We start from the raw sequence: 24495 nt of genomic DNA on the forward strand, positions 1-24495 counted from the left end.
TGCCTCAATCGCACTGCCGGCATTTCTCTCCGCGTCGATATGAGGGCGATCAGAAGTCGCGATAGTTGACCAGCCAGGAATCCAGCAGACTCCGTGACGCCTGAAGTGCGGCCTCGGCATCGCGCGCAGCAATCGCGTCGAGGATGGCTTTGTGATAAGGCAGGGCGTTCTTCTGGCCCGCCGCAACGTCCTCATGGCCGGAGAGCGTGCGGTTGGCGTAGATCCCGACTGCGATCAGGTCGATCAGTTGCGAATAGATCATGTTGTGCGTGGCGCCGAAGATCGCGGTGTGGAAGCGCAGGTCGGCATCCGCATTGGTGTCGATGTCGCCAATACTGGCGACCATTTCTTCATAGGCGGAGCGAATGGCGGCGATGTCCTCATCCGTGCAGCGCGCCGCTGCGCGTGCCGTCGCCTCCGGCTCAAGGGCCAGCCTGAGATCCTTGATCGCCCGCATGATCTCTACGGAAGGCCCAGTCTCATAGTACCAGACCATGACATCCGTATCGAGGTGATGCCAGTTGCTGCGTTCCTTGACGCGCGTGCCCACGCGCGTTTTGATCTCGACCAGGCCCTTTCCGGCGAGGCACTTCATTGCTTCGCGGATAACGGTGCGACTAATACCGAATTGTTCGACCAGGTCCGGCTCGTTCGGCAATGTCGTGCCGACCGGATAGCGTCCGCCGACGATACGGCGGCCGAGCTCGTGGACAAAATAGCCGAAGACGCCGCGGCGCGGAGTCGTACCGTATTTTCGCACAAAGGCATCGAATGGTGACTGCGCTACGATCAATTTCGACTCCGGAGTGACCGGAGCAGGCATTGCGTCAGGGCCATGTTTCATTATGCGGGGCTCTCGTTCCTATTGATGCGACGTCGCGACACCAGCCGTCAGCTCTTGTCGGCTGGGAGATTTCTGTACCGGCGTCTCGGCTGCCTCGGGCTGTTCCATAGTGTTTTTGCTTCGATCCTGTCGTTCTTCATGCGGCGTATTCAGGCGGAAAAGCCTAGCATGTCTTCCACGTAAATGCCTACTGGCTCTCGTTGACCGGTCTGTTTCCGGTTGCAAGCTCAAGAACAGCGTTTCGAATGCCTCCATTCGCAGTGCAGGCCGCGGCGGTGCGGTGATCAAGTTGCCCACTGTCCCTTAAGCGAAACGTGATCGGCCAAGCGAGAAATGTGGCGATTTTCACCTATCGTAAACGTTCCCGAACCGATTAAATGAGGTGGAGTGCGAGGAGGATTCGAGGTGATCGACGGATGACGGACATGTCTACGCGCGGGGAAAAGGAGAAGATGGAGGCAGCCGGTTCCCGCTCGCTGTGGATCGCCCTGCTTGTTGCCGGTGCGTTCTTCATGGAGAATTTGGATGGTACCGTCATCGCAACCGCCTTGCCGCAGATGGCCCTATCCTTCGGTGCCCGTGCTGTTGATCTCAATATCGGCATGAGCGCATATCTTCTGACACTCGGCGTCTTCATCCCGATCAGTGGCTGGATCAGTGATCGCTTCGGCGCGCGCCTGGTATTTACCACGGCGGTTGTGATCTTCACGCTTGCCTCGGTTCTGTGCGGCTTTGCCAATGGTGTTGGCTCTTTTGTCGCGATGCGGATCCTGCAAGGCATCGGCGGTGCGATGATGGTGCCGGTCGGCCGTCTCGTTGTTTTGAACAACACGCCGAAAGACAAGTTGATTTCGGCGATTGCGACCATTACCTGGCCGGCACTCGTCGCGCCGATCCTGGGGCCGCCGCTGGGTGGCTTCATTACCGATCATGCGAGCTGGCGCTGGATCTTCTTCCTTAATCTGCCACTTGGCATTTTGGCATTTGCCTTCGCGCTGATGCTCATTCCCGAAACGAAGACGACGGCGCGGCCGCCCTTCGATTGGGCGGGGTTCGTCCTCAGTGGTCTCGGGCTGGCAAGCTTAATGTATGGGCTGGAACTGATCGGTCGTCCAGATCCGGTCTGGATGGAGGCTTGGTCCTATGTTCTTGCCGGACTGATCCTGCTTGCCGTTTCGGTGTTTCATTTCCTCAGGGCAGAACATCCGCTCATCGATCTCTCGGGGCTGAAGCTGTCGACATTTGCGATCACGATTTCCGGTGGGTCGCTGTTCAGGGTCGCCATTGGTGCCGTGCCCTTTCTGCTGCCGTTGATGTTCCAGGTCGGCTTCGGGCTCAGCGCCTTTCATGCCGGCATGCTGACCCTGGCAGTCTTTGCCGGCAATCTGGCAATGAAGCCGGCCACGACGCCGATCTTGCGGCGCTTCGGGTTCAAGCCGGTGCTGATCGTCAACGGCATCCTGAATTCGATCTTCATCGCGGCCTGCGCTCTGTTCTCGCCGGACACGCCGCTCTGGTTCATCGTGCCGGTATTGTTCATCGGCGGCATGTGCCGCTCGATGCATTTCACGGCACTGAATACAATCGCTTTTGCCGATATTCCACCGCAGCAGATGACAGGTGCCAACACGCTGTTCAGCACTGTTTTTCAGTTGACCATGGGCATGGGGATAGCCGTCGGTGCCATCGGTATTCGCATTGGCCAGGCGATCAGTGCTCCGCTCGGAGGGAACGGCATCGTCGCGATAGAATTTCGCATCGCCTTCGTGCTGCTTGGAGTTATCGCGTTGCTGGCCGTTCTCGATTGCCTGCCGCTCGACCGCAAGGCTGGCGACAATGTTTCGCGCAAACCAAAGGTCAGCACGAAGAAGGCGGCATAAGATTATTCTGGCTCAATGGGGGTACTGGATAAGATTGTAGTGCAGCAACAGCGCGGGTATCGCCATCAGGATGATCAGAAGCATTGCAACCCTTGCGGTACGCACCAGCCTCATCCGCCGGGCGCGCTGGCCTGTCCAGTCATATACTGCCATGATGATCCCCTCCTGTTCCTCGATTATTAGAAAGGCAAGAAATGGAACTCCAGTCAATATTGGCAATGGGGTCGCTGAATAATCAGGCTTCCCTAATATTCGCCGGCTTGGCGTTGTTGGCCGGCGCCGATTGAGCGCCACTTGGATCATTGCCGAGCGACGGTCGCTTCTTAGCATGCGATCGGGCGAGTATAAAGGACAAGAAATTCGATCCTGCGACAGCGGGATCATTGGCGCTTTGAAAGAGGAAGAGTGCGATGAGCAAGGTGCGTGCCCTGGTACTGGAACGTCAACATGAACTGGCAATCCGTGATATCGATCTGCCGCAGAAGGTCGGGCCAGGAGAGGTCAAGATCAAGGTCCATACCGTCGGCGTTTGCGGATCCGACGTGCATTACTACACGCATGGCAAGATCGGTCCGTTCGTCGTCAACGAACCGATGGTGCTCGGCCACGAGGCCGCGGGCACGATCGTCGAGGTTGGCGCCGGTGTGACACATTTGAAGGTCGGCGACCGCGTCTGCATGGAGCCTGGGATTCCCGATCCCAACTCCAAGGCCAGCCGCCTCGGAATGTACAATGTCGATCCCGCCGTCACCTTTTGGGCGACGCCGCCGATCCATGGCGTGCTGACGCCCTTTGTCGTGCACCCGGCGAACTATACCTTCAAGCTGCCCGATAATGTCAGCTTTGCCGAAGGTGCGATGGTCGAGCCTTTTGCAGTCGGCATGCAGGCGGCGACCAAGGCGCGCATCACGCCTGGCGACACGGCCGTCGTGCTTGGCGCCGGGCCGATCGGTATTATGGTGGCAATCGCGGCGCTGGCGGGCGGTTGCGCAAGGGCGATCGTTGCCGATCTGGCCCAGCCGAAGCTCGATATCGCAGCGCAGTATCAGGGCGTGATCCCGGTCAACATTCGCGAGAGGAACCTGCTTGAAGAGGTTGACCGCTTGACGGACGGCTGGGGCGCCGATGTAATCTTCGAATGCTCAGGCTCGCCCAAGGCCTGGGAGACTGTGATGGAGCTTCCCCGCCCGGGCGGCGTGATCGTTGCCGTGGGCCTGCCGGTCAATCCGGTTGGCTTCGACGTTTCGACCGCCTCGACCAAGGAAATCCGCATCGAGACGGTCTTCCGCTATGCGCATCAGTATGAGCGTTCGATCGCATTGATTGCCTCCGGTCGCGTCGATCTGAAGCCTCTGATCTCGGAAACTTTCGCCTTCGAACAGTCCATCAAGGTGTTCGACCGCGCGGTCGAAGCCCGGCCGACGGATGTGAAGCTGCAGATCGTTCTGGACCAGTAGGTTCCGGCTGTGTCACATCGCCTTGCCTTCAGCCTGATATCGGGCTGCGCATCGGTAAGGCGATGTTTTCTCCGAGTTTCATATCGGCGGTAGACGGCTTGGCAAAAGCGATGCTAGTTAGCCGGAAACAAGGGAATAGGCTTGACGCCGTGAAACGGGAAGGACTGCCGTGCCGCACGACGTTGCATTGATCGCATTGATTGCCGCTGGCTTCGTGTTCGCGGCCGTTTTCGGCTATGTGGCCGACAGGCTGCGGTTGCCGCCGCTGGTCGGCTATCTGGTTGCCGGTGTCATCATCGGCTCATCCACGCCCGGCTTCGTCGCCGACGTCTCGCTTGCCTCGCAATTGGCAGAGATCGGCGTCATTCTCCTGATGTTCGGTGTCGGCCTGCATTTCTCCGCCGCCGATCTCCTTGCGGTCCGCGGCGTCGCAATTCCCGGCGCCATCGGTCAGATTTTGATAGCCACCCTCCTGGGTATCGGCCTGACCTCACTTTGGGGATGGAGCTTCGGCGCAGGCGTCGTCTTCGGGCTTAGCCTTGCTGTTGCCAGTACGGTCGTGCTTCTGAAGGCGCTGGAGGAGCGCAATCTGGTGAGTTCGACCAATGGTCGCGTGGCTGTCGGCTGGCTGATCGTCGAGGATCTGGCCATGGTGCTGGCGCTTGTCCTGCTGCCGGCCTTTGCCGGTGTGATGGGCGGCCATGCGGACGTGGGCGATCACGCGGCATCTGGCTCGATCTGGCTGACGATCGGGATGACGCTCCTCAAGGTGGCGGCCTTCGCCGTCGTTGCGATCTTCCTTGGCCCGCGTGTCGTACCCTGGCTGCTGACTTCTGTTGCCCGAACGGGCTCGCGGGAACTCTTCACACTGTCCGTTCTGGCGATTGCGCTCGGTATCGCCTTCGGTGCGGCGGAGATATTTGGCGTTTCCTTTGCTCTCGGCGCGTTCTTCGCTGGGCTCGTGATGAGTGAATCCCATCTCAGCCATAGGGCTGCGGCCGACTCGCTGCCATTGCAGAATGCCTTCTCGGTACTGTTCTTCGTTTCGGTCGGAATGCTGTTCGATCCGTCGGTATTGATCCGCGAGCCGCTGATGATCATCGGCGTGCTTGCGCTGATCATGCTGGGCAAGTCCTTAATCGCCTTCGGCGTCGTACTCTTGCTCCGGTATCCCGCCACCATGGGCTTTGCGGTCGCGGCCGGTCTGGCACAGATCGGGGAATTCTCTTTCATCCTGGCCGGACTTGGCGTTTCGCTGGGGCTTCTGTCCCGCGAGGGACAGGATCTCATTCTCGCAGGCGCGATCTTGTCGATCACGCTTAACCCGCTGGCTTTCTTTGCCATCGGCAAGCTCGAGACATGGACATTTGCCCGGTGGCCGTCGCTTGCGAACAGATACGGCATGGCAAAGCAGGACGGGCTACGCCGCGAATTGGCCGTCATCAACAAGCAGCGCGAGGAAAGAGACCGCCAGCATCACCTCGAGATAGAGCAACTGATCGAGACATTCCCGATGTTCGCCGAACTGGACGATAATGCGCATGAAGAGCTCCTTCTGCTCTTCCGGCCGCGCTCGGCCTCTCCCGGCGACCGCGTCATCCGTACCGGCGATCGCGGCGACAGCATGTTCTTCATCGCATCCGGTGCCGTCGAAGTGCAGCTCGAGGAAGACGAAATTCCGCTCGGTGCCGGGTCGTTCTTCGGCGAAATGGCTCTGCTGACGGGTGCACGCCGCACCGCCGATGTCGTTGCCGTCGACTTTTGTCAGCTCTTCGTTCTGGAACGCCGCGACTTTAACCTGTTCATGTCGCGCCATCCGCAGTTGCGCGCCGCCGTCAGCCGGATGGCGAGGGAGCGACAGGAAAGCAACGTGTCACGCCAGCGGCGCGACCAGTCGCTCGATGCGGGCTGATTGCTTCCGACGCCCTATCGGTGTTTGAGCCAGGACTTCGCAACACGGCAGGCCATGGTGTAGGCCGGGTCGAAGACATTTCCGACATCGTAGCGGACGACTTGTCCGAGCAGATGGCTTGCCGCCGTCTTGTCCAACCGGTAGTCTGAACCGAGCCAGCGCAGCATTTCGCTGGTGGCGTGCTGCAGCGCCTGATCGAGCGGCCGGGCATTACCGATCGTGAAGATGTCGTCTGCGGTTTCGCCGCGCGGCCAGATGATCCTCTTCTTTTCCACGCTCAGACGCACCGTCACCTCGAAGGTGGTTTCGATCCCCGTACCGACGATCTCGCCATCGCCTTGCACGGCATGGCAATCGCCGAGAAAGAAGAGCGCACCGGGCGCCGATATTGGAAACCAGACGGTCGTGCCGGGTCCCAGCAGGCGATAGTCCATGTTGCCACCGAACTCGCCGCTGGTCGCTGTCGATATTGCCTGACCGAGCGACGGCGCAACGCCAAAGCAGCCGATCATCGGCGAAAGCGGCAAGGTAAAGTCTTCCAGACCCGCGACCGGCTCGGCGAGCCTAGTCGTCAGAGCCTCGCGGTCGATCTTCCAGATCACCTTCTCGCTTGCGGGGAGTGTGTGTACATCCTGGGGATCGACGACATTGCTGGCCACAATGTTACGGGTAAATCCTGTGTCTCGGGTCGGCACCATGCTCAGGATCTCGACCTTCAGGGAATCGCCTGGTTCCGCGCCCTCTACGAAGATCGGGCCGTTCATCGGGTTCGGGCCTGAGATGCGATTGATATCATGCTTATCGTAACCGGCTGCATCGAGTGTTTCGGTGACGACCGTATCGCCATCGGCGATATACAAGGCCGGCGGTAGCGAGCCGATGACGTTGTGGAAACTATTCGGAACGAAATGATGCTTGGTCATTGCGTTTGTAACCTCTTGTGCGCTTGGGTCCGAGAGATCTTCTAAGCTGCCGGGACGACACCGAAAAGACTGTTACGCCAAGACGTTGAGCTTTTCATCACGCCGGCGGCATCCCGCCCAGATAGGGCATGCTGCGCGCGGTCAACTTTTTCAACAATGCCGCAAGCTCTGAGTTGGGGAACCGGCGTTCGAATGGGGTCGCCCATGCGATGTCGTCAGCGTGAAGATGCATTGCCTCTTGGGCCGCTCCGGCTTTCGTTGCAAAGAGGGAGGGATCATCGATGCCTGCAACGATCAATCGTACGAGGCGAGACAGCGCATTGTCGTTGGCTGCATAGAGATCGATGTCGTTGGCCGAGGCCAGTTCCGCCATCGTCACCAGCGGAGCGGCGGCGAAGATATGATAGTGCAGCGCCCGAGATCGCCGCTCCATTTCCAGCGGCATGGTTCCATCAGGCTGGACCTGCCTCGCTCCGATCTTGAAGCTGCCCACGCCCCAATCAAACAGATCTTTCCGATCGGCAGCAATGCCGGCTGCCATGGCCGTGAAGCCAGCCCAATAGCGGTGATTATTGCGGCCGTCGCTCTTGTCGTCTCGCTTCTTGTAGTAGTCGATGTTTCCCGAGGCGACATCTGCCAGCCAGGCCGTTATTCGCGATCGTTCCTTCGCCGAGATATCAGTATCCGAGCGGATCTTGAGCCAGGCGATCGCGAAGGAGCCGAGCGTCCAACCCTGCAAGTAAACAGCCTGGTTCGTAGCCGTATCGCCGGTCAGCGCGCCGTTCGCGGCAAAACTGTCGAGGAAATGTGCGGTGCAGCGCGCACTCACCTCATCGCCGTCGGCCTGATAGCGGTCGGCCATATCGATGACATCTCGCATTGCCGAACGCAGACCGCCCGTTGCTTCATCATAGGCCTTCTTGCGTACGGGATCGACAATGGAATGGGCCGCGTCCGTGTAATAGTCTGCCGCCTTGATCGTGTTTGGCAACTCTGGCGGCGACGGACAGGTAAACGCGTCTCTCTTCTGGATCGCGGCAGGCATATCCCACGGGCTTCGCAATTCGGCGGCTCGTCCCTGGGCGATACCTGCAAGTAGCAGCGAGAGGGTAAGCATGGCGGATTTCAGAGGTACCTTATCCAAATGTGACATTTGACACCGGGCGTGTGATCGCGTGTTTGCGGCTGATGGCCACGTCACTATTGCCCGGTTGATGGCGATTTTGCGTCCGTATTCGACCGGTAAATGTCGCCAGCGATCAGTCTCTCATTCGCTCGCCTTTCCATCCATCCCGTCGGTCCCGCTGCTTGACTAAAAACGCAATTCTGCGACCGTAGCGTCGCGACATTCCGTTCGGCCTTCAGGGAAAAGGCTCGCCTATGAATGAGTTTCGGTTACTTCGTTGCCTGTGCCGTCTTGCCATGACGGTTGTTGCCGCGGCGGCGATAAGCCTTCCGCCTATAACATCGGCATCGGCTGACGAGGCGATGGATCTACCGCCACAAACGAAGGCATCGAGCGAACAGGTCGAGAAACTGATCGGTTCCATGCGCGACAGCGGCGCAATGTCCGATAAGGATCTGTTGCGACGGCGGGCGGATTTCGAGAAGCTCATGGGGGCGACACCGGATGCAACGCGCGTGCAGATCCGCCGCGTTGACGCAAACGGCGTCGATGCCGATCTCATATGGCCGGCCCGCTTGCACCATCCGATCGGCCGGCGCGCCATTCTCTATCTGCATGGTGGCGGCTTCTACAGCGGCTCACTGAGGACACATCGAAATATCGCCTCGGCACTAGCCAAGGCGGCTTCGGCAGATGTGTTGCTCATCGACTACCGTCTCGCGCCGGACTACAGCTACCCAGCACAGATCGACGATTGCGTTGCCGCTTACCGCTGGCTCACGACATCGGGATACAGGCCGGGAAACATCGTGATTGCCGGTGAGTCCGTGGGAGCGACCCTGGCGATCGAGGTCGTCCTCAATCAGATGCGCCTTTCGGGACCGCTCCCCGCTGGCGTGATCGCCATGAGCCCGGTGACCGATTTCGCCGCGATGGGGGCGTCGCTGGCAACAAATGCCGGAGAAGATCCGTTCATGGGTAAGGAGGAATTGGCGATCATTCGCAATGCGTTTGCACGCAACCACTCCGCGGCGGATCCCGCATTGTCGCCACTCTATAGCAAATTTGCCAATTTCCCACCTCTCCTTATCCAGGTTGGATCCCGCGAGACGCTGCTCGACGACAGCCGGAGGCTGGCGGATAAGGTGCGGGAGGCCGGTGGCGATGTCAGTCTGGAGGTCTGGCCCGGCATGATCCATCAATGGCAGCTGTTCCCCTTCTGGCTCGACGATTCAAGAAGGGCGGTCGGGAGAGCCGCGGAGTTTGCCATTTCGCATTTTGCCGACAAGCCTGGACAATAAGCTCGGGCGGCGGGACGACCCTCGATAATCAGACATTCATGCAGATCGGTAGGGGCGGAGTTCTATCGGCTGGTGTCATTGCGTCAATTAAATAGCGCGATAAATAATCGAAAGATAAATTTTATTGTAGACAGAGCAAAGGCGGCTCGCTATGCATATAGATAGTGCGATAATAAATCGTGCGATATTAAATAAGTGGAGATTGAAATGAGCCAGTCGATCCATCAAGCTACTCGCCGGGGTGTCATGGCAGCAGGGCTCGGTCTTGCAGCCGCAGTTGCCGCGCCCTTCGCTCAACCTGCACAAGCCTCTACAAAGCAATCTTCGAAAGGTAAGGACACAATGAGCAGCAACACGATCACCACCAAGGACGGAACTCAGATCTTCTACAAGGATTGGGGAACGGGTCAGCCGATCGTCTTCCATCACGGATGGCCCCTGAGTTCGGATGACTGGGATGCCCAGATGCTGTTTTTCCTCAATCAGGGATATCGCGTCATCGCTCACGACCGCCGTGGCCATGGCCGTTCGAGCCAGACGGCGACCGGCAACGAGATGGACACCTATGCCGCCGATGTGGCGGCGTTGACGGAACATCTCGGCCTCAAGGGAGCTATCCATGTTGGCCATTCGACCGGCGGTGGCGAAGTTGCTCGCTACGTGGCGCAGTATGGCGGCCATGGACGAGTTGCGAAGGCGGTTTTGATCGGTGCGGTGCCGCCAATCATGGTCAAGTCCGATCAGAACCCCGGCGGCTTGCCGCTGGAAGTGTTCGATGGCTTCCGTACGGCGCTTGCCGCGAATCGTGCCCAGTTCTTCCGCGATATCCCGGCCGGCCCGTTCTATGGTTTCAATCGCCCAGGTGCTGCCGTATCGCAGGGCGTGGTCGATAATTGGTGGCGCCAGGGCATGATGGGTGGCACCAAGGCGCATTACGACTGCATCAAGGCCTTCTCGGAAACCGACTTCACCGAAGATCTGAAAAAGATCGAGGTGCCGACGCTCGTCATGCATGGCGATGACGACCAGATCGTGCCGATCGCGGACTCGGCGCACCTCTCCGTCAAGCTGCTGAAGAACGGCACGCTGAAAGTCTACAAGGGGCTCCCGCACGGCATGGCCACCACGCATGCGGATATCATCAATGCGGATCTGCTGGCCTTCTTCAAGGCCTGATCCGACTAGGAGACGGGGCGCCCGCCATAAGGCGGGCGCTTCACAGCCTGCCGGGTGCTGTTCCCACCCTCGCCATTTCAGCTGTCGAGTTTCAACGAGAGCTGAACGGCGCGCGGCAAGGGCGGTAGCGGCCTGCTGATTTCGACACGACGCGTCCAGGTGGCGCGCCGTTCTTGTTCGCGCTCCCGAAGGGCCTTCGAGACAGCCACAAAGGTCATTGCACGTTCGATGACTTGCTCGGCTTTGGTCATGGAAAACTCCATTTGTTCACTTTATGTTCTCATGGGAAGTCCATAATGTCAAGGCTGGTAAGCGTCGCCAGAGCGTCTGCTGCCTGTATCTCGAGTTGGTCGGAACTGGTGCGGAATGCTTCGATGCCGGTCTGTCGGCTCAAGTGGCAGATCGAACTTAAACTCTACGATCAGTTCACGGGGTAATTCCCCGGTCAGACCTGCTCTCGTCGCCATAGTGGTAGGGAGGGCGTTCGATCCATTAACTCGCCGGAAGCGCCCTCAAACCGCGCCGCCACGTCCGCAACAAAAAAGGCCGGAGCGAAACGCGCCGACCTTCCTGAAGTCGCTCTCAAACCAATGCCAGTACATCCGTGGTCAGAAGAGGAAAGCGAACAAAGCATTGCGAGCGTCAAATTTCATCAGCGCTCACCAGCAATGCTACTAGTATATATAGACCACCATTCCGATGATTGCAAGTGTTGAGAAATTTATTTCTAACGATTGGCAATCGAGGCGCCACTGGTGAAAGTATTTTCGATGGTTCGGCGACGCGAACCTGTGATCTGCCGCGACGATCATGGCGATGGATGCCGGGTATCTAAGGCCGGTCCGAAGCTGGATTTACTCCCCTCGTCACGGCGAGTAGGGGTCTCGCTTGTGGCCTCTTAGGGAAGAATAATTATACGCGAGTGCGGCGTACGGCCTTTTTCTTTTCCTTTACTGGCTTCACAGCCTTCGGCTCTTCCAGGGCTTCCTGTTGTAGACGCAAGGCGCGCAGCGCTTCGGTTTTCTTTTCTCGGGCGATGGTTTCCGCCGCAACGATGCTCTTTGACAGGCTATCGGTCGCAGTGGCCTTATCGTTATGGATGGATGCGGTTTTCTTGAAGAATTGTCCTTTGGTAGCGGACATGATCGCTCCTTTCTGCTGAGTGGCAATGCGGACCGCCGGTCGAACTAAGACAAATTCGGTCTTATCGAATGGCCTATTTTTTGAGGCCTTTGCCAAGAGGCTTTAGCCATGGCTCCGCTTTGGATGATGCCGATCCCCGTTCGCTGCCAAGTGGTTCCGTATAGAGTTTCTCGATATCGGTCGCCGAAATGCGCCGTTCGAAACTCTCATGCGTGAAGCGAACCTGATAGTTGGCGTCTTCCGTATCGGAGGGAAGCAGACTTAAGATGCGGCATACCCTCGGCGCTGCTTTTAGTCGGGTAAGATCGGCCTTCATGACCACCAGGTCACCGATCGAATACTTTGTTCCGCTCATCGCATCCCCTTGCTGATGGTTCGCAGAAATACAAAAGGCCGGGTTTGTCCCGACCTTTCCGCCACTTAAATCAGTGCTGCCAGTACATCCGTGGTCAGCATGATGAATGACAATTAGATGGCTCTCAGATTGTCCGCCGAACTCTTGCCGGTCTTGCGATCGCGCACCAGTTCGTAGCTCACCTTCTGACCCTCCGCGAGAGAGTTCATACCTGCGCGTTCAACGGCGGAAATGTGAACGAACACATCCGTCGCGCCATCTTCGGGCTGGATGAAGCCAAAGCCCTTGGCGCTGTTGAACCACTTTACTGTTCCTGAAGTCATGGTTACTTCCTTTCAATTAGGCATAGAATTTCGTTCTGCTGAGAGGTTCTCTCAGCAGTATTTCAAACCGAAATTGAAAGAAAATTCGCGCCACACTTCCGGGCAAACAAAGATCATCAAGCAAGATCGACACCTGATAACATAGGGGCGAAATAGCGGTAAGGCAAGGCTACATTTTCAGGTCGACAGTTTGAGCTGAAATACGACTAAGAATTGCAGAGAAATCGATGTGAAGTGGTCAAATTTTACAAGCCATTCAGCGCGATTATTTCGGCGCCGCTTGCGAGGCGTGCCGGCCGCATTTGGCTGACACTTGGCTAGTTTCCGGGTGCTAACTCAAACCCAGCAGGCTCAGTCTATCGGCATTATTGGCAATCTCAAAGCTCGCGGGAATGGCGCACTCGATGCAGTCCTCGGGGGCAAGAGAGGTGATAATCGAAAGAGGAGGTATCTTCCTCCCACATTGTTGTTATGAAGCTTGCTTGCTCTCTGGCTCTCTCGCCTTTCATGAAGGACCGGATGGCGCAGGCCTCGGTCTGTTCGCAGGCGACCCAGACATAGGTTTCCGCATCGCAAGCCAGTACGGCCTTGCCGAAGTTGCGTTCCAACTCTCGGGTTGTTCCGGCCGGCGCCCCCATCGCGGCGGGGCCAAGTGACATTAATGAATGCCTCGGAAGTCAAGGGTTGTTCTTCAAACCTCTCCGCCACTTCGAGAATGATACGCAGTTCCGCATCGGCCGGCATGGCCGCGGCGATGCGCGCGATTGCCTTCAAGGATAAGTTTGCGGCCCGCCGGCGCGCCGCCTCCACCGGGACCGATGAGGCCGGCGCGATCACTTGGGCGGGCGATGAGGGGCTATCTGGCTCCCGGGACATTGTCGCCCTCGTGTACTACGAAGTCGATGTTCATCTGCACCGCGCAGCCGCACCCAGGCCGTGCCGCTGCACAGCGAAGGCGCAGCCACAAAGGTGCTAGTGCCTCCGACGGTGCACAGATCAAGATCGAGGTGACGCCCGTCATTTGCGGCTGCATCTACTCTCCCGAGACACGCTCGGTTTGCGACCGGGTCGAAGAGTTCTTCGGCTATGCCAACGTGCCAGTTGTGTCCTTCCCGGACCTTTACGCAGGCAAGATCGTCGCCGCTTTGGATCGGCAGCACCCGCGAGATCTGTTCGATGTCAGAGACCTGCTCGCGAATGAGGATAGACCAGAAGCTCTTCGTCTGTTTTGCTCTTGGATTGACAATGCCCGCTTGAAATTTGTGTCTTCTTCCGCCACCTGTGCGGCGCGACTTTCAACATTCCCGGGAGACTAGACGCAAATGACAGCCACCACAGCAGAAAATATCGCCGAGAGCCACGTCTTCGAAGCTGATGTCGCCCGCCTTCTGCATATGATGGTTCACTCGGTTTACTCGGACAAGGACGTCTTCCTGCGCGAGCTGATCTCGAACGCCGCCGACGCCTGCGAGAAGCTGCGCTACGAGGCCATCGCCCATCCTGGCCTGCTTGGCAGCGATCCTGACAGCCGCATCCTGCTGACGCTCGATGTCGACGGCGGCAAGCTCATTGTGGAAGATAACGGCATCGGTATGAGCCGTGACGAGATGATCGAAGCGCTCGGCACGATCGCCCGCTCCGGCACGCGCGCTTTCATGGAGCGGATCGAGGCCAACAAGCAGGGTGAGGGTGCGCAGCTCATCGGCCAGTTCGGCGTCGGTTTTTATTCCTGCTTCATGGTAGCTGATCGCGTCGATGTGGTCTCGCGCCGCGCTGGTGCTGAGGATGCTTGGCTCTGGTCTTCCGACGGCAAGGGTGGCTACAGCGTTGCGCCCGTCGATGTGAGCGAAGCTCCGGCGCGCGGCACCCGCATCACGCTGCATCTGATGGAGGATGCCAAGAGCTACGCTTCGCGCTGGACCGTCGAGCGCATCGTCAAGGAGCAGTCAGGCCACGTACCGGTCCCGATCAAGATTGCCGAAAAGCCCGGCGAGGAAGCTACGCAGCTTACGGACGGCACGGCGCTGTGGACCAAGTCGAAGAACGACATCACAGCGGAAGAGTATACCGATTTCTATCGCAGCGTTTCCGGCCAATACGACGAGCCGGCGCTGACGGTGCATTTTCGCGCCGAGGGCCGCCATGAATATTCCGCCTTGGCTTTTGTGCCGGGCTCGCAGCCCTTCGACCTCTTCGACCCGGATCGCAAGGGCCGGATGAAGCTCTACGTGAAGCGCGTGTTCATCACGGACGAGGCGGAATTGCTGCCGCGTTATCTCCGCTTCGTGCGCGGCCTTGTCGACACGGCCGATCTGCCACTCAATGTTTCGCGCGAGATGATCCAGGAAAGCGCTATCCTGTCGGCCATCCGAAAGGGCGTCACCAACCGCATCATCACCGCGATTGAAAAGCAGGCGGAGAGCGACCAGGATGCATTCCTGAAGATCTGGGAGAACTTCGGCAGCCTGATCAAGGAAGGCATCCATGAAGATTTCGAACGGCGCTCGCAGCTGTTGGCGCTATCGCGCTTCCGCACGACGGCCTCGGGAGATGGCTATCGTTCGCTTGCGGACTATGTCGCGAATGCCAAGGAAGGTCAGCAGTCGATCTATTATCTCGTCGGCGGCAGTCTCGAGCAGTTGAAGGCATCGCCGCAGCTGGAAGGTTTCCGTGCTCGCGGCATCGAAGTACTGCTGCTGACGGATTCGGTCGACAGTTTCTGGGTGATGAACGCTCCTGAGTTCGAGGGCAAGAGCTTCAAGTCCATCACCCAGGGTTCCGCCGATCTTGCCCAGTTCAAGAAGCAGGACGAAGACAAGACGGAAAGTGCGACTGCTCCGGCCGAGGTGCAGGCCTTTATCGACTTCGCCAAGGAGAAGCTGGCCGACGAGGTCTCCGATGTACGGGCCTCGGATCGCCTGATCGAGAGCGCTGTGTGCCTGGTTGCGTCCGAGCAGGGTTACGACCGTCAGCTTGAGAAGATTCTGCAGGGGGCAGGGCGCCTACAGTCCGGCGCCAAGCCGATCCTGGAAGTCAACATGGAGCACCCGGTCGTCAAGGCCATTGCCGCCAAGATCGATGCACCGTCGCTACGCGACGATGCGGCGTTCCTGCTGCTCGACCAGGCCCGTGTTCTGGACGGCGACAAGCCCGCAGATCCACGCGCCTTTGCCGAGCGCCTTGTGCGGGTGATGGAAAAGGCGCTGCAGTAGTCAACGAGGCCGGCACGATCCGCGAAGGGACGTGCCGGCCGATCCAGCTCGAGCGCGGTCGGCGAGGCTCGATCAAAAAACTTGTCTTTAATAATCATCTTTTCATTGCGGGATCGGGTTTCTTCTTCTATAGAGAGATCCGATTTGGCCGGGTGTTGCCCGCCACGTAAGCGTTAACGTCACTCAACGCGTATGATCGAACGGCTCTGCGGTTTCGGTCTGCGCGACTGTGTCCTGCAGATCGAGACCAGCGAGCCTCGAAAGGATGCAGATGGATACCTCTCACACGTCGATCCCGAATGGTTTCGTTCCGAAAATCGAGCGCGTGCGCCATGAGCTGAAGCGGCGCTTGCTCATTGTCTCCAATGTCGAAAAAATTACGCCGGGAATGTTGCGCATCGAGCTCGTCGGTGAGGACCTTGCCGACTTCGTCAGCTTGGCGCCCGACGACCACATCAAGGTCATTGTGCCCGGCGCGGGTGAAGAATTGGAACTGCGCGACTACACGCCTCGGCGTTACGATACCGCTGCGCGCACGCTTATCATCGATTTTGCAATACACGAAGCAGGCCCCGCCACACAGTGGGCGCTCGAAGCCAGCGTTGGTGACAAGCTGGAAATTGGTGGCCCGCGCGGTTCGGCGGTGGTCTCAACCGAGATCAAGAACTGGTTGCTGATCGGCGACGAAACAGCCCTGCCGGCCATCGGCCGCCGCATAGAAGAGGCCAGCGGCGATGCCCATGTCGCCGCCCTTGTGGCTGTTGCCGATGCGGCCGAACATCAGCTTTTTCAAAGCAAGGCCCACGTGACCACACATTGGGTGCATCGCCCCTTGTCCGCCGCCACCGATGCATCTGCCTTGCTCGCCGCACTTCAATCGGTGGAGCTTGCTCCAGGCACCTTTGTGTGGATCGCAGCGGAAGCTTCGGTCACGCGGGCGATCAGAACCTATCTCGTCGAAAAGCGCGGATATCCGCTGGCCTGGATCAAGGCCTCCGGCTACTGGGTTAAGGGCAAAGCTGATACGACCGAAAAATTCGAATAGGCTCCATCCGGCGGGCGATGAAAAAGGCGCTCGCCGACCGCGATTTCAATTCGATAGCCCTTGCCGGTGAAACGCACTGCTCCATCTGTTGCGCAACTGTGTCGGAAACGGACGAGGCGCTCGATGTTAAGATTGGGTTCACCGAGGCCGGAATCGGGGCGGATTTCGACTTCCTAAATTGCGTGAGATCGCCAAAGGTTAGCTGCAACGGGGAAATGGCGACGCCATCGTCGCCATTTCCCCGCAGGTTCCAGGCGCCGAGCGGGAGGCGGCGTCGATGAACATCGCGCAATACCCCGCCGCACGCGACGGCCAATATTGAGGATCCTAGCGAGGTGCTTGCCGTCCCGAAAGAACCGCCGCAGACCTTCGTCATGTTGATGCTTGGATCGTTACGCAAAGCGTTCTTGAGTATTGCGCTTGCAAGCGCATCCATCAACGTGCTGGCGCTGACCGGTTCGCTCTTCATGCTGCAGGTCTATGACAGGGTCATTCCAAGTCGCAGCTTGCCGACGCTTCTCGGCCTGGTGGTAATCGTCGCAACCCTATTCCTCTTCCAGGGGACGCTCGAATTGCTGCGCTCCATGCTGCTGGCGCGGATCGGTATGTCGCTCGACGAAAAATTGAACCGAAGCGTTTTCCGTTCACTCCTTTTTCTGCCGACGCGAAAGCAGACTTCAGACGATGGCCTGCAGTCTGTGCGCGATCTCGAACAAATCCGTTCCTTTCTCTCAGGCAACGGCTCCGCCGCTTTTTTCGATCTGCCCTGGGTGCCTTTCTACCTGCTCCTATGCTTTCTGTTCCATGTCTGGATCGGCGTGACCGCATTGTGTGGAGCGGTTCTTCTCGTTGCTATCACTTTGCTGGCAGAAGCGCTGTCGCGGCGGCCGGCGCTTGAGGCGGCGAAGTCGTCGTCGGCGCGTCTCGGTTTTGCGCAGGCCGCCCGGAGAAACTGGGAGGCTGCGATCTCCATGGGATTTGCCGGAAGGCTCACCGAAAAATGGGCGGCCATGAATGAGGATTACCTGCGTTATCAAGTTGCGGCGGGCACCGTCGTCGGTGCGCTGACAATCGCTGCAAAGATGGCCCGCATGATGCTCCAATCCGCCGTGCTCGCGGTTGGTGCCATTCTCGTCATTCGCCAGGAAGCAACTGGTGGAATCATCATAGCGAGCTCGATTCTGGTAAGCCGGGCACTGGCGCCGGTTGAGGTCGCGATCGGCCAATGGAAGGGCCTCATTGCCGCACGCCAGGGCTGGGCGCGGCTTGCAGCTCTTCTCGGAGCAGCACCCGTCGAAAGCCATATCCTCTCTCTCCCCCCTCCAGTCAGCGAGCTTGCAGTCGAAAATATCAGTGTGACCGCTCCCGGTGCCCGAGAGCTGATTTTGCGGAATGTCTCGTTCAAGCTAACTGCCGGGACGGTGCTCGGCGTCATCGGTCCGAGCGCGTCGGGCAAATCGACCCTTGCACGTGCACTGACAGGCCTTTGGCCGGCAGCAATAGGCACCGTCAGGTTCGACAAGGCTGCACTCTCGCAATGGGATGTAAGCGAACTTGGGCGGCATATCGGTTACCTGCCGCAGGATGTTGGCCTGCTCGAAGGCTCGATCGCCGCCAATATCTCGCGATTTTCCAAGGACGTGACGGCGGAGCCGGTCATAAGGGCGGCGAAGGCAGCCGGCGTCTACGAAATGATCGTCAAGCTTCCGGATGGGTTCGACACCATGGTTGGGGAGGCGGGATCACGGCTTTCCGCCGGCCAAAGGCAGCGCATCGCCTTGGCGCGCGCGCTCTACGGCGACCCGTTCCTCGTGGTGCTCGACGAGCCCAATTCAAATCTCGATACTGAAGGCGAAGCATGCCTCACCGTGGCGCTGACGGGGGTACGGGAGCGCGGTGGAATTGCCATTGTTATTGCGCACAGACCGAGTGCGCTTGCCGCTGCAGACACGGTGATGATCATTGCCGGCGGCCAAGTGCAGACATTCGGTCCGAAGACGGAGGTTCTCGGATTGCCGCCCAAGCATGCCATGCCAGCACCACTTTCCATTTCTGGCGGAGAGGCGCGATGAGCGATGACGGGCCATTGCCATCAACCGATCGAGCCATCCGCCGCCTGTCTCTGTCTGTGGTGGTCGCGATCGTGCTGTTGTTTGGCGTCATGGGAGGCCTTGCCGCCGCAACAAGGATTTCGGGCGCAGTGATCGCCTCAGGCAACCTGGTCGTCGACAGTTATGTCAAGCCGGTGAAGCATCTGAAGGGCGGCATTGCGAGTGTGATTTTCGTTCGCAACGGCGACCATGTCGATGCGGGCCAGGTATTGGTGCGGCTTGACGACACGCAGACCAGGGCAAATCTCGCCATCATCCGCAAGCGCCTCAATGAACTCTCGGCACGCACGGCGCGTCTGGTCGCCGAACGCGACGGCAAGAGCGATATCGAATTTCCCGCAGATCTGCTTTCCGCTGCCGGCAATGAGGATGTCCGGGCCATCCTGACCGGCGAGCAGCAACTCTTTGGCGATCGTTTGGCGTCGAGCCAGGGGCAGAAGGCGCAGCTGCGCGAGCGAGTTCAACAGCTGCGCCAGGAGATTACGGGCCTTATCGCGCAGGAGCAGGGCAAGCGCCGTGAAATTGCGCTGATTGCCAAAGAGCTCGGCAGCCTCGAAGGACTGCTCAATCAAGGGATCATCTCGGCAACAAAGGTTTACTCTTTGCAGCGGGAGAGCGCGTCATTGACTGGCGATCTGGGCAATCTCGTTTCCTCGATTGCCCAGACCCGCGGCAAGATCGCTGAGACGGAATTGCAGATCCTGCAGATCGATGCCGATCGCAGTTCGCAAGTGTCCGAACAACTGCGCCAGGCGCAAAGCGACTTGGGACAATTCGCCGAGCGCATGGTCGCGGCCGAGGATGATGTCAAGCGGATCGACATCCGCTCACCGCAGGCAGGTATCGTGGATCAGTTGGGTGTCCACGCTCAAGGCGCGGTGATCTCGCCGGCTGAAACCGTCATGCAGATCGTCCCGGACAAGGATGCGTTGGTGGCGGAGCTGAAACTTGCGCCACAGGACATCGATCAGATCACCGTCGGTCAGCCGGTCTCACTGCGATTTCCTGCCTTCAATCAACGGATCACACCGGAGCTGAATGGGCGTGTCGAGACTGTCTCCGCAGACCTTGTGACCGATCAGCATTCGGGCCAGAGCTACTATATTGTGAGGGCGAGGGTATCGAAGGACGAGTGGGGGAGGCTGGGGCCGCTGACGCCATTGCCGGGCATGCCGGTGGAAGCCTTCATGCAGACAGGTGAACGAACCGTTCTGGCCTATCTGACTAAACCGATGGCCGATCAGATCAGGCGCGCGTTCAAGGAGGATTAGAATCGGGGCCGATTGTGATGATGATGTCGGATTATAGTATCGCCGAGCGTCTTTAAGGCGAACAAGCCATGGAGACCGCTATGACGATCAGGATTACCGCCTTCGAACGTTCGCCGGACGGTGGTAGAGGTCTTGCACGCGACATGCGCTTGCGCTGGGCGCTTGAGGAGGTTGGGCAGCCTTATGAGGTCCGCCTCGTCTCCTTTCAGGCGATGAAAGAACCTGCGCATCGCGCGCTTCAGCCCTTCGGACAGATTCCAACCTATGAGGAGGACGATCTTGCCTTGTTTGAGTCAGGGGCAATCGTCCTTTACATCGCTGATCGCCATCCTGGTCTCCTCCCAATCGATGCAAATGCCCGAGCACGTGCGATTACGTGGATGTTTGCCGCAGTCTCCACGATGGAGCCGCCAATCGCGGAGCGCACCGTCGCCAGGCTAGTGGAGCGCGACGAGAGCTGGTGCGAGCAACGCCTGCCGATCGTCGATGAGCGCATTCGCCAGCGACTGGGCGAGCTGTCTAAACGCCTCGGGGAAGCCGATTGGCTCGACGGTCAATTTAGCGCCGGTGATCTTTTGATGGTGTCAGTACTACTCAGATTGAAGAGCGCGGGTCTATTGGACGAGTATCCAAACCTCTCCGCTTACGTCGCACGGGGCGAAGCGCGACCAGCTTACCGGCGCGCCTTTGCTGCTCAATTGGCCGCTTTCATTGCCGCGTCGGCCAGCTAACGAGCCCGCTCCACGCGCGAAATCGTCAGATGTGCCAGTCCGTCGTGTGGGCGGTTTGGGCCGAGGCGGCAAGCTGGGCCGCATGATCGTCCAGAGAGTAGGCCTTGATGTAGTCGATCTTCATCTCGGATCCGTTTGGCAGCCCATCGGTCGGGGTTCCCGCCACACCGCCGACGGCAAGATCAACCAGCATATACATTGGACCATGCATGTCGGCAGGTGTGGCAGCGTGGGCGACTGCAACATCGTCGAAATACCAGACGATCTGGTCCTTGTCCCACAGCACGCCGTAATTGTGAAAGCCATCCGTGCTCGGCACTTCGACCGGAATCGAATTCATCGTGTGCTGGCCGGTGGCGTTCGAATGAACCGTGACGTTGACTGTGTTGGGATTTTGCCCCCGCATCTCTACCACGTCGAGCTCCGGCGGCCAGGAGCCATCTTCCGGTAATAGCCAAAAGGCAGGCCAAACGCCCTGATTATGCGGCATTTCCGCCCGCATTTCGAAATAGCCGTAGGTCTGCGAGAATGAGGAATGGGTGGTCAGGATGCCCGACGTATAATCATGATTTTCGACGATCGACTTCAGCGCATCCGGTGTTTGCTTCGCCGTGATCGTCAAAATGCCGTCGGAGATTGAGAATGGGTTTGCGGATGCCGTCGGCGCATAGGACGGATTGATGTACCATTGCAGCTCATTGTTCAGGCTGCTGCCCTTTTCGGGAGCCCAGGAATATTTCGCATCCCATGTGCCCTGCGTGCCCTGGTGCAGCGAAAGCGTATTGAAGTCGTCGGAAAAGGTCTGTGTCAACGACGACCGGTCGAGCCCCAGCTGAAACTGGTCTTCGTGCAGATCAGCGACAGTCTTGTTGGCAAAAACCAAGCTCTCGCCGTTGCCGAGATCGAGCCGCACATTGGCCCCCTCCTGGGTCGAATGGCTGATGACTTGATTGAATGAGGTCAGGCCATACTGGTTGAGCCTGACCTTGTCATCATCGCTGAAGTCGGTGATCAGATCGCTGCCGTTGCCTTTGGTGATAATGAATGTATCCGCGCCGCCGCCGCCGGTGAGCACGTCGTTGCCAGGGCCGCCATCGATTGTCTGGCTGCCGCTGCCACCGGTGATGATATTGTCGGCAGCGTTACCGTAAGCGTGGCGGTTGTTGCCCGTGACCGTGAGGTTCTCGAAATTGTCGGGCAGCGCGTAATCCATCCAGGTGATGATGGTATCGATGCCGGATGCTGGCGCCTCATAGGCGTGGTTGAGGCTGGAATAGAGATAATAGATGTCATCGCCCGTGCCGCCGGCCATCGTCACATTGACGGAGGCGTCGCCCCACATCGAGTCGTTGCCTGCGGTACCATTTAGCACCGGGCCTGAACCGGTGGCGGAAAAGAAACCAGTCGATGTGTCGCTGTAGTAGAGCGGCTGTCCAAGGGCATTCAAGACGGAGTTACGCATGAGAGGTCTCTTCCATGTGCCGAATTGCCTCCCGATCGACTTGATATGTCTCCCCACTCATCTGCATCAGATAGCGTGCTCTGTTTTTCTGCCCACCCCTTGCGACAAGTTTTTTTGCTTGGGCGCGGAAAAATTTGTCGGCCCTGATCTCGTCAAGCCAAATCGGTTGGCGGCGCAAGCCTTCGTTGCGCCGCCAAGGTCTGCAATCAAAGAGACGCCTTAACTTTCTTGGCGACCTCCGGACTAACCCAGGTCGACCAGATGTCTTCGTGGGTTTTCAGGAAATATTTCGCAGTATCCTCATTGGTACCCTGATTGTCGGTCTGCCAGGCAAGGACGCTGTTTACCACATCGTTGGTCCACTTCCGCGTCTTGAGATAATCCATCGCAACGCCGGCCTTGTCGGCAAATTTCTTGGTGACGACGGTAAAGACTTCGGAGACGGGATAGGAGTTGACCTTCGGGTTGGTGCAATCGATCACCGAGGTGCAGGCATCCCACTCGGTCTTGTCATGGGGAACGCCGAAGGAAAGTCGCACCATCGGATATTTGCCGAGGATAGCCGTTGGCGACCAATAGTAACCGAGCCAGCCGTTTTTCCTTTCGAAGGCATTGGCGATCGTGCCATCGAGGGCAGCGGCGGAACCCGTCTCGACGATTTCAAATCCCTTCTTCTCGCCATCGAGCGCACGGAACAGATTGCCGAGCGAGGCCTGGCATTGCCAACCGGGCGGGCAGTTGTAGATGACGCCCTTCTTCGGGTCGTTCGGCGAGGGGAAAAACTCCGGATGTTCCAGCGCCTGCTGAACGGTCTTGATCTCCGGATGGGCGTCGGCCAGGAATTTCGGAATCCACCAGCCGTCCTGGCCGCCTTCGGACAGAATGCCGGCGGCAATGACCAGTCTGCCCTCGGAAACGGCCTGGTCGAGCGGCGTGCGCACAGCGTTGATCCAAAGCTCCGGCGCGACATCGGGCTGGCTCTTTTCGTTCATGGACGTGAAGGTCGGCAGCGTATCGCCAGTGACGAGCTCCACCGAGCAGCCATACCCTTCCTGGAGGATGATCTTGTCGACATTGGCGGCGACCCCGGCTGACGCCCAGTTCATTTCAGCGATCGAAACCGAACCGCAATCGGCATGGGCTGCGCCGGCAAAGGTATAGAGTGCTGCAGCGAAGATGGCGGCAGCGATATGCTTTTTCATTTCAGACCCCCAGGTCCTGATGTTGCTGTTGTCGAAGGGTTCCACGGCAAAGTCCGCCGTTCAGGTCCCTTCGCGCTTGCGATACCCTGCGGCCTCATCACGGCACGCCAGGGCCAACCCGCATCGACTGTCGTCGTCGGGGACGCCCGGGATTACTGCCACATGCCCATCCCGGTCATGTGTTGGCGGCATGAAGTTTTAGGTTTTCCCACAGGAAATGACTGTACCCGGTCTGCGGCCACGATGGCGTCAAGGCGCTGCACAGCAAAAACCCGAAGGCGAGGCAAGGTCGTCACGCGGGAAACAGATTTCCCCTTTCCGGCGAAGGGAGAGATGGCTGTTTCTTTTAATCTATTAAATTTGTGGACAATATTCGCATGATCGAAAACGTGCCCGACGTTCGGAAAGGGATGATAATGAGTGCGCCTAAACTGGTCGGCATTGCCGGCAGCTTCAACCGGCCATCTAAGACCTACACGCTTGTTCAGACCGTCGCTGATCTGGCAGGTGATCGCTACGGCTTCACGAGCAAGGTTTACGATCTGCATGATGTCGGTCCCTCCCTCGGATCGGCCCAGTGGCGCAAGGATCTTGATGATCAGGCGAAGAGCGTGATCGACGATATCGTTTCATCTGACGCGCTGATCATTGGTTCTCCGACGTTCAAAGGATCCTATCCGGGGCTTTTCAAACACCTGATCGATCTCATCGATCCGCATGAGCTGCGCGCCAAGCCTATCATTATCACGGCAACCGGCGGCGGCGATCGGCATGCATTGATGGTGGAACACCAGCTGCGGCCGCTCTTCGGCTTCTTCATGGCCCATACGCTGCCGACCGCGGTTTATGCCTCGGACCGCGATTTCACCGACTATAAGGTTTCCTCTGAGCCTCTGGCGGCGCGGATCAGTGAGGTTGTCGGTGAACTGGCCGCCTTCTTTCCGCATCCGGTAAGCGCCTTGGCGGCTGCGGAGTAACGCCGCAAAGCGGGTGTGCCAGACACGAATATCCAGCTTTGAAT

22 protein-coding genes and 1 pseudogene are annotated in these 24495 nt (G+C 58.6%); 12 read left to right on the forward strand and 11 right to left on the reverse strand.

Annotated elements, in window-relative coordinates; genetic code table 11:
• Window positions 1-49 precede the first annotated feature (49 nt).
• Entirely contained in the window at window positions 50-793 is a 744-nt protein-coding gene (locus QD461_RS11520) for a FadR/GntR family transcriptional regulator (RefSeq protein WP_414087879.1), read from the reverse strand.
• 467 nt (window positions 794-1260) lie between these two features.
• On the opposite strand from QD461_RS11520, the gene QD461_RS11525 reads away from it, so the two are divergent.
• Window positions 1261-2724 (forward strand): DHA2 family efflux MFS transporter permease subunit, encoded by a 1464-nt coding sequence (locus QD461_RS11525; protein WP_414087880.1) that lies wholly within the window; start codon window positions 1261-1263, stop codon window positions 2722-2724.
• A 12-nt stretch (window positions 2725-2736) separates the two neighbouring features.
• Here the strand turns inward: QD461_RS11525 and QD461_RS11530 are convergent, their stop codons facing one another.
• Complete coding sequence (locus QD461_RS11530; RefSeq protein WP_414087881.1) at window positions 2737-2877, reverse strand: hypothetical protein; 141 nt, start codon at window positions 2875-2877, stop codon at window positions 2737-2739.
• A gap of 257 nt (window positions 2878-3134) precedes the next feature.
• Here QD461_RS11530 and QD461_RS11535 point away from each other — a divergent pair, with 257 nt between their 5' ends.
• Both QD461_RS11535 and QD461_RS11540 read left to right on the forward strand, forming a co-directional pair.
• On the forward strand, window positions 3135-4181 hold the full coding sequence (locus tag QD461_RS11535; RefSeq protein ID WP_414087882.1) for an NAD(P)-dependent alcohol dehydrogenase: 1047 nt from the start codon (window positions 3135-3137) through the stop codon (window positions 4179-4181).
• Window positions 4182-4350: 169 nt separating this feature from the next.
• Window positions 4351-6093 carry a cation:proton antiporter gene (locus QD461_RS11540; RefSeq protein WP_414087883.1) on the forward strand — a complete coding sequence of 581 codons (1743 nt, stop codon included), beginning with the start codon at window positions 4351-4353 and terminating at the stop codon, window positions 6091-6093.
• A gap of 14 nt (window positions 6094-6107) precedes the next feature.
• On the opposite strand, the gene QD461_RS11545 is transcribed toward QD461_RS11540, so the two are convergent.
• Both QD461_RS11545 and QD461_RS11550 read right to left on the reverse strand, forming a co-directional pair.
• On the reverse strand, window positions 6108-7016 hold the full coding sequence (locus QD461_RS11545) for an acetamidase/formamidase family protein (RefSeq protein WP_414087884.1): 909 nt from the start codon (window positions 7014-7016) through the stop codon (window positions 6108-6110).
• Window positions 7017-7113: 97 nt separating this feature from the next.
• Complete coding sequence (locus QD461_RS11550) at window positions 7114-8133, reverse strand: alginate lyase family protein (RefSeq protein WP_414087885.1); 1020 nt, start codon at window positions 8131-8133, stop codon at window positions 7114-7116.
• Window positions 8134-8438: 305 nt separating this feature from the next.
• Here QD461_RS11550 and QD461_RS11555 point away from each other — a divergent pair, with 305 nt between their 5' ends.
• Window positions 8439-9443 (forward strand): alpha/beta hydrolase, encoded by a 1005-nt coding sequence (locus QD461_RS11555; RefSeq protein WP_414087886.1) that lies wholly within the window; start codon window positions 8439-8441, stop codon window positions 9441-9443.
• A 342-nt stretch (window positions 9444-9785) separates the two neighbouring features.
• A complete protein-coding gene (locus QD461_RS11560) occupies window positions 9786-10619 on the forward strand; it encodes an alpha/beta fold hydrolase (protein WP_414087938.1) in 834 nt (277 codons plus the stop codon).
• A gap of 77 nt (window positions 10620-10696) precedes the next feature.
• On the opposite strand, the gene QD461_RS11565 is transcribed toward QD461_RS11560, so the two are convergent.
• The 5 genes from QD461_RS11565 to QD461_RS11585 all read right to left on the reverse strand — a co-directional run bounded on the left by QD461_RS11565 (window position 10697) and on the right by QD461_RS11585 (window position 13316).
• Complete coding sequence (locus tag QD461_RS11565; RefSeq protein WP_015342656.1) at window positions 10697-10870, reverse strand: hypothetical protein; 174 nt, start codon at window positions 10868-10870, stop codon at window positions 10697-10699.
• A 661-nt stretch (window positions 10871-11531) separates the two neighbouring features.
• Window positions 11532-11762: a hypothetical protein gene (locus QD461_RS11570; protein WP_414087887.1), complete on the reverse strand. Its 231-nt coding sequence runs from the start codon at window positions 11760-11762 to the stop codon at window positions 11532-11534.
• Window positions 11763-11835: 73 nt separating this feature from the next.
• A complete protein-coding gene (locus QD461_RS11575) occupies window positions 11836-12117 on the reverse strand; it encodes a cold-shock protein (RefSeq protein ID WP_414087888.1) in 282 nt (93 codons plus the stop codon).
• A gap of 113 nt (window positions 12118-12230) precedes the next feature.
• Window positions 12231-12440, reverse strand: a complete 210-nt coding sequence (locus QD461_RS11580) for a cold-shock protein (RefSeq protein ID WP_184708194.1) — start codon at window positions 12438-12440, stop codon at window positions 12231-12233.
• Window positions 12441-12791: 351 nt separating this feature from the next.
• The gene (locus QD461_RS11585) at window positions 12792-13316 is read right to left on the reverse strand and encodes an SIP domain-containing protein (protein ID WP_414087889.1); all 525 of its coding nucleotides are present in this window, start codon (window positions 13314-13316) and stop codon (window positions 12792-12794) included.
• Between the two features lie 110 nt (window positions 13317-13426).
• Between QD461_RS11585 and QD461_RS11590 the strand changes: the two are divergent.
• The 6 genes and pseudogenes from QD461_RS11590 to QD461_RS11615 all read left to right on the forward strand — a co-directional run.
• Window positions 13427-13663: pseudogene (locus QD461_RS11590) on the forward strand (nucleotidyl transferase AbiEii/AbiGii toxin family protein); the annotation flags it as partial.
• Window positions 13664-13762: 99 nt separating this feature from the next.
• Window positions 13763-15652, forward strand: coding sequence for a molecular chaperone HtpG (gene htpG, locus QD461_RS11595; protein WP_414087890.1), 1890 nt, complete (start codon window positions 13763-13765; stop codon window positions 15650-15652).
• Window positions 15653-15923: 271 nt separating this feature from the next.
• Window positions 15924-16697, forward strand: a complete 774-nt coding sequence (locus QD461_RS11600; protein WP_414087891.1) for a siderophore-interacting protein — start codon at window positions 15924-15926, stop codon at window positions 16695-16697.
• A gap of 335 nt (window positions 16698-17032) precedes the next feature.
• Window positions 17033-18769 (forward strand): type I secretion system permease/ATPase, encoded by a 1737-nt coding sequence (locus QD461_RS11605; RefSeq protein WP_414087892.1) that lies wholly within the window; start codon window positions 17033-17035, stop codon window positions 18767-18769.
• Window positions 18766-20079, forward strand: coding sequence for an HlyD family type I secretion periplasmic adaptor subunit (locus QD461_RS11610; RefSeq protein WP_414087893.1), 1314 nt, complete (start codon window positions 18766-18768; stop codon window positions 20077-20079). The genes QD461_RS11605 and QD461_RS11610 overlap by 4 nt, the downstream gene beginning before the upstream one ends.
• A gap of 80 nt (window positions 20080-20159) precedes the next feature.
• The gene (locus QD461_RS11615) at window positions 20160-20810 is read left to right on the forward strand and encodes a glutathione S-transferase family protein (RefSeq protein WP_414087894.1); all 651 of its coding nucleotides are present in this window, start codon (window positions 20160-20162) and stop codon (window positions 20808-20810) included.
• Window positions 20811-20835: 25 nt separating this feature from the next.
• On the opposite strand, the gene QD461_RS11620 is transcribed toward QD461_RS11615, so the two are convergent.
• Entirely contained in the window at window positions 20836-22272 is a 1437-nt protein-coding gene (locus tag QD461_RS11620; protein WP_414087895.1) for a family 16 glycosylhydrolase, read from the reverse strand.
• Between the two features lie 206 nt (window positions 22273-22478).
• Window positions 22479-23474 (reverse strand): ABC transporter substrate-binding protein, encoded by a 996-nt coding sequence (locus QD461_RS11625; protein WP_414087896.1) that lies wholly within the window; start codon window positions 23472-23474, stop codon window positions 22479-22481.
• Window positions 23475-23890: 416 nt separating this feature from the next.
• On the opposite strand from QD461_RS11625, the gene msuE reads away from it, so the two are divergent.
• Entirely contained in the window at window positions 23891-24451 is a 561-nt protein-coding gene (gene msuE / locus QD461_RS11630; RefSeq protein WP_414087897.1) for an FMN reductase, read from the forward strand.
• The last annotated feature ends 44 nt before the right edge of the window (window positions 24452-24495 follow it).

The sequence above is a fragment of the Rhizobium sp. BR 314 genome (genome assembly GCF_047445805.1).
Classification (GTDB): domain Bacteria; phylum Pseudomonadota; class Alphaproteobacteria; order Rhizobiales; family Rhizobiaceae; genus Rhizobium; species Rhizobium lusitanum_B.

Bases quoted from the DNA above. Each gene is read 5' to 3' on its own strand.
- QD461_RS11545 (WP_414087884.1), bottom strand. From the start codon at position 7,016: ATGACCAAGCATCATTTCGTTCCGAATAGTTTCCACAACGTCATCGGC.
- QD461_RS11530 (WP_414087881.1), bottom strand. From the start codon at position 2,877: ATGGCAGTATATGACTGGACAGGCCAGCGCGCCCGGCGGATGAGGCTG.
- QD461_RS11600 (WP_414087891.1), top strand. From the start codon at position 15,924: ATGGATACCTCTCACACGTCGATCCCGAATGGTTTCGTTCCGAAAATC.
- QD461_RS11625 (WP_414087896.1), bottom strand. From the start codon at position 23,474: ATGAAAAAGCATATCGCTGCCGCCATCTTCGCTGCAGCACTCTATACC.
- QD461_RS11580 (WP_184708194.1), bottom strand. From the start codon at position 12,440: ATGACTTCAGGAACAGTAAAGTGGTTCAACAGCGCCAAGGGCTTTGGC.
- msuE (WP_414087897.1), top strand. From the start codon at position 23,891: ATGAGTGCGCCTAAACTGGTCGGCATTGCCGGCAGCTTCAACCGGCCA.
- QD461_RS11615 (WP_414087894.1), top strand. From the start codon at position 20,160: ATGACGATCAGGATTACCGCCTTCGAACGTTCGCCGGACGGTGGTAGA.
- htpG (WP_414087890.1), top strand. From the start codon at position 13,763: ATGACAGCCACCACAGCAGAAAATATCGCCGAGAGCCACGTCTTCGAA.
- QD461_RS11575 (WP_414087888.1), bottom strand. From the start codon at position 12,117: ATGAGCGGAACAAAGTATTCGATCGGTGACCTGGTGGTCATGAAGGCC.
- QD461_RS11565 (WP_015342656.1), bottom strand. From the start codon at position 10,870: ATGACCAAAGCCGAGCAAGTCATCGAACGTGCAATGACCTTTGTGGCT.
- QD461_RS11570 (WP_414087887.1), bottom strand. From the start codon at position 11,762: ATGTCCGCTACCAAAGGACAATTCTTCAAGAAAACCGCATCCATCCAT.
- QD461_RS11610 (WP_414087893.1), top strand. From the start codon at position 18,766: ATGAGCGATGACGGGCCATTGCCATCAACCGATCGAGCCATCCGCCGC.
- QD461_RS11560 (WP_414087938.1), top strand. From the start codon at position 9,786: ATGAGCAGCAACACGATCACCACCAAGGACGGAACTCAGATCTTCTAC.
- QD461_RS11525 (WP_414087880.1), top strand. From the start codon at position 1,261: ATGACGGACATGTCTACGCGCGGGGAAAAGGAGAAGATGGAGGCAGCC.
- QD461_RS11585 (WP_414087889.1), bottom strand. From the start codon at position 13,316: ATGTCCCGGGAGCCAGATAGCCCCTCATCGCCCGCCCAAGTGATCGCG.
- QD461_RS11535 (WP_414087882.1), top strand. From the start codon at position 3,135: ATGAGCAAGGTGCGTGCCCTGGTACTGGAACGTCAACATGAACTGGCA.
- QD461_RS11620 (WP_414087895.1), bottom strand. From the start codon at position 22,272: ATGCGTAACTCCGTCTTGAATGCCCTTGGACAGCCGCTCTACTACAGC.
- QD461_RS11555 (WP_414087886.1), top strand. From the start codon at position 8,439: ATGACGGTTGTTGCCGCGGCGGCGATAAGCCTTCCGCCTATAACATCG.
- QD461_RS11550 (WP_414087885.1), bottom strand. From the start codon at position 8,133: ATGCTTACCCTCTCGCTGCTACTTGCAGGTATCGCCCAGGGACGAGCC.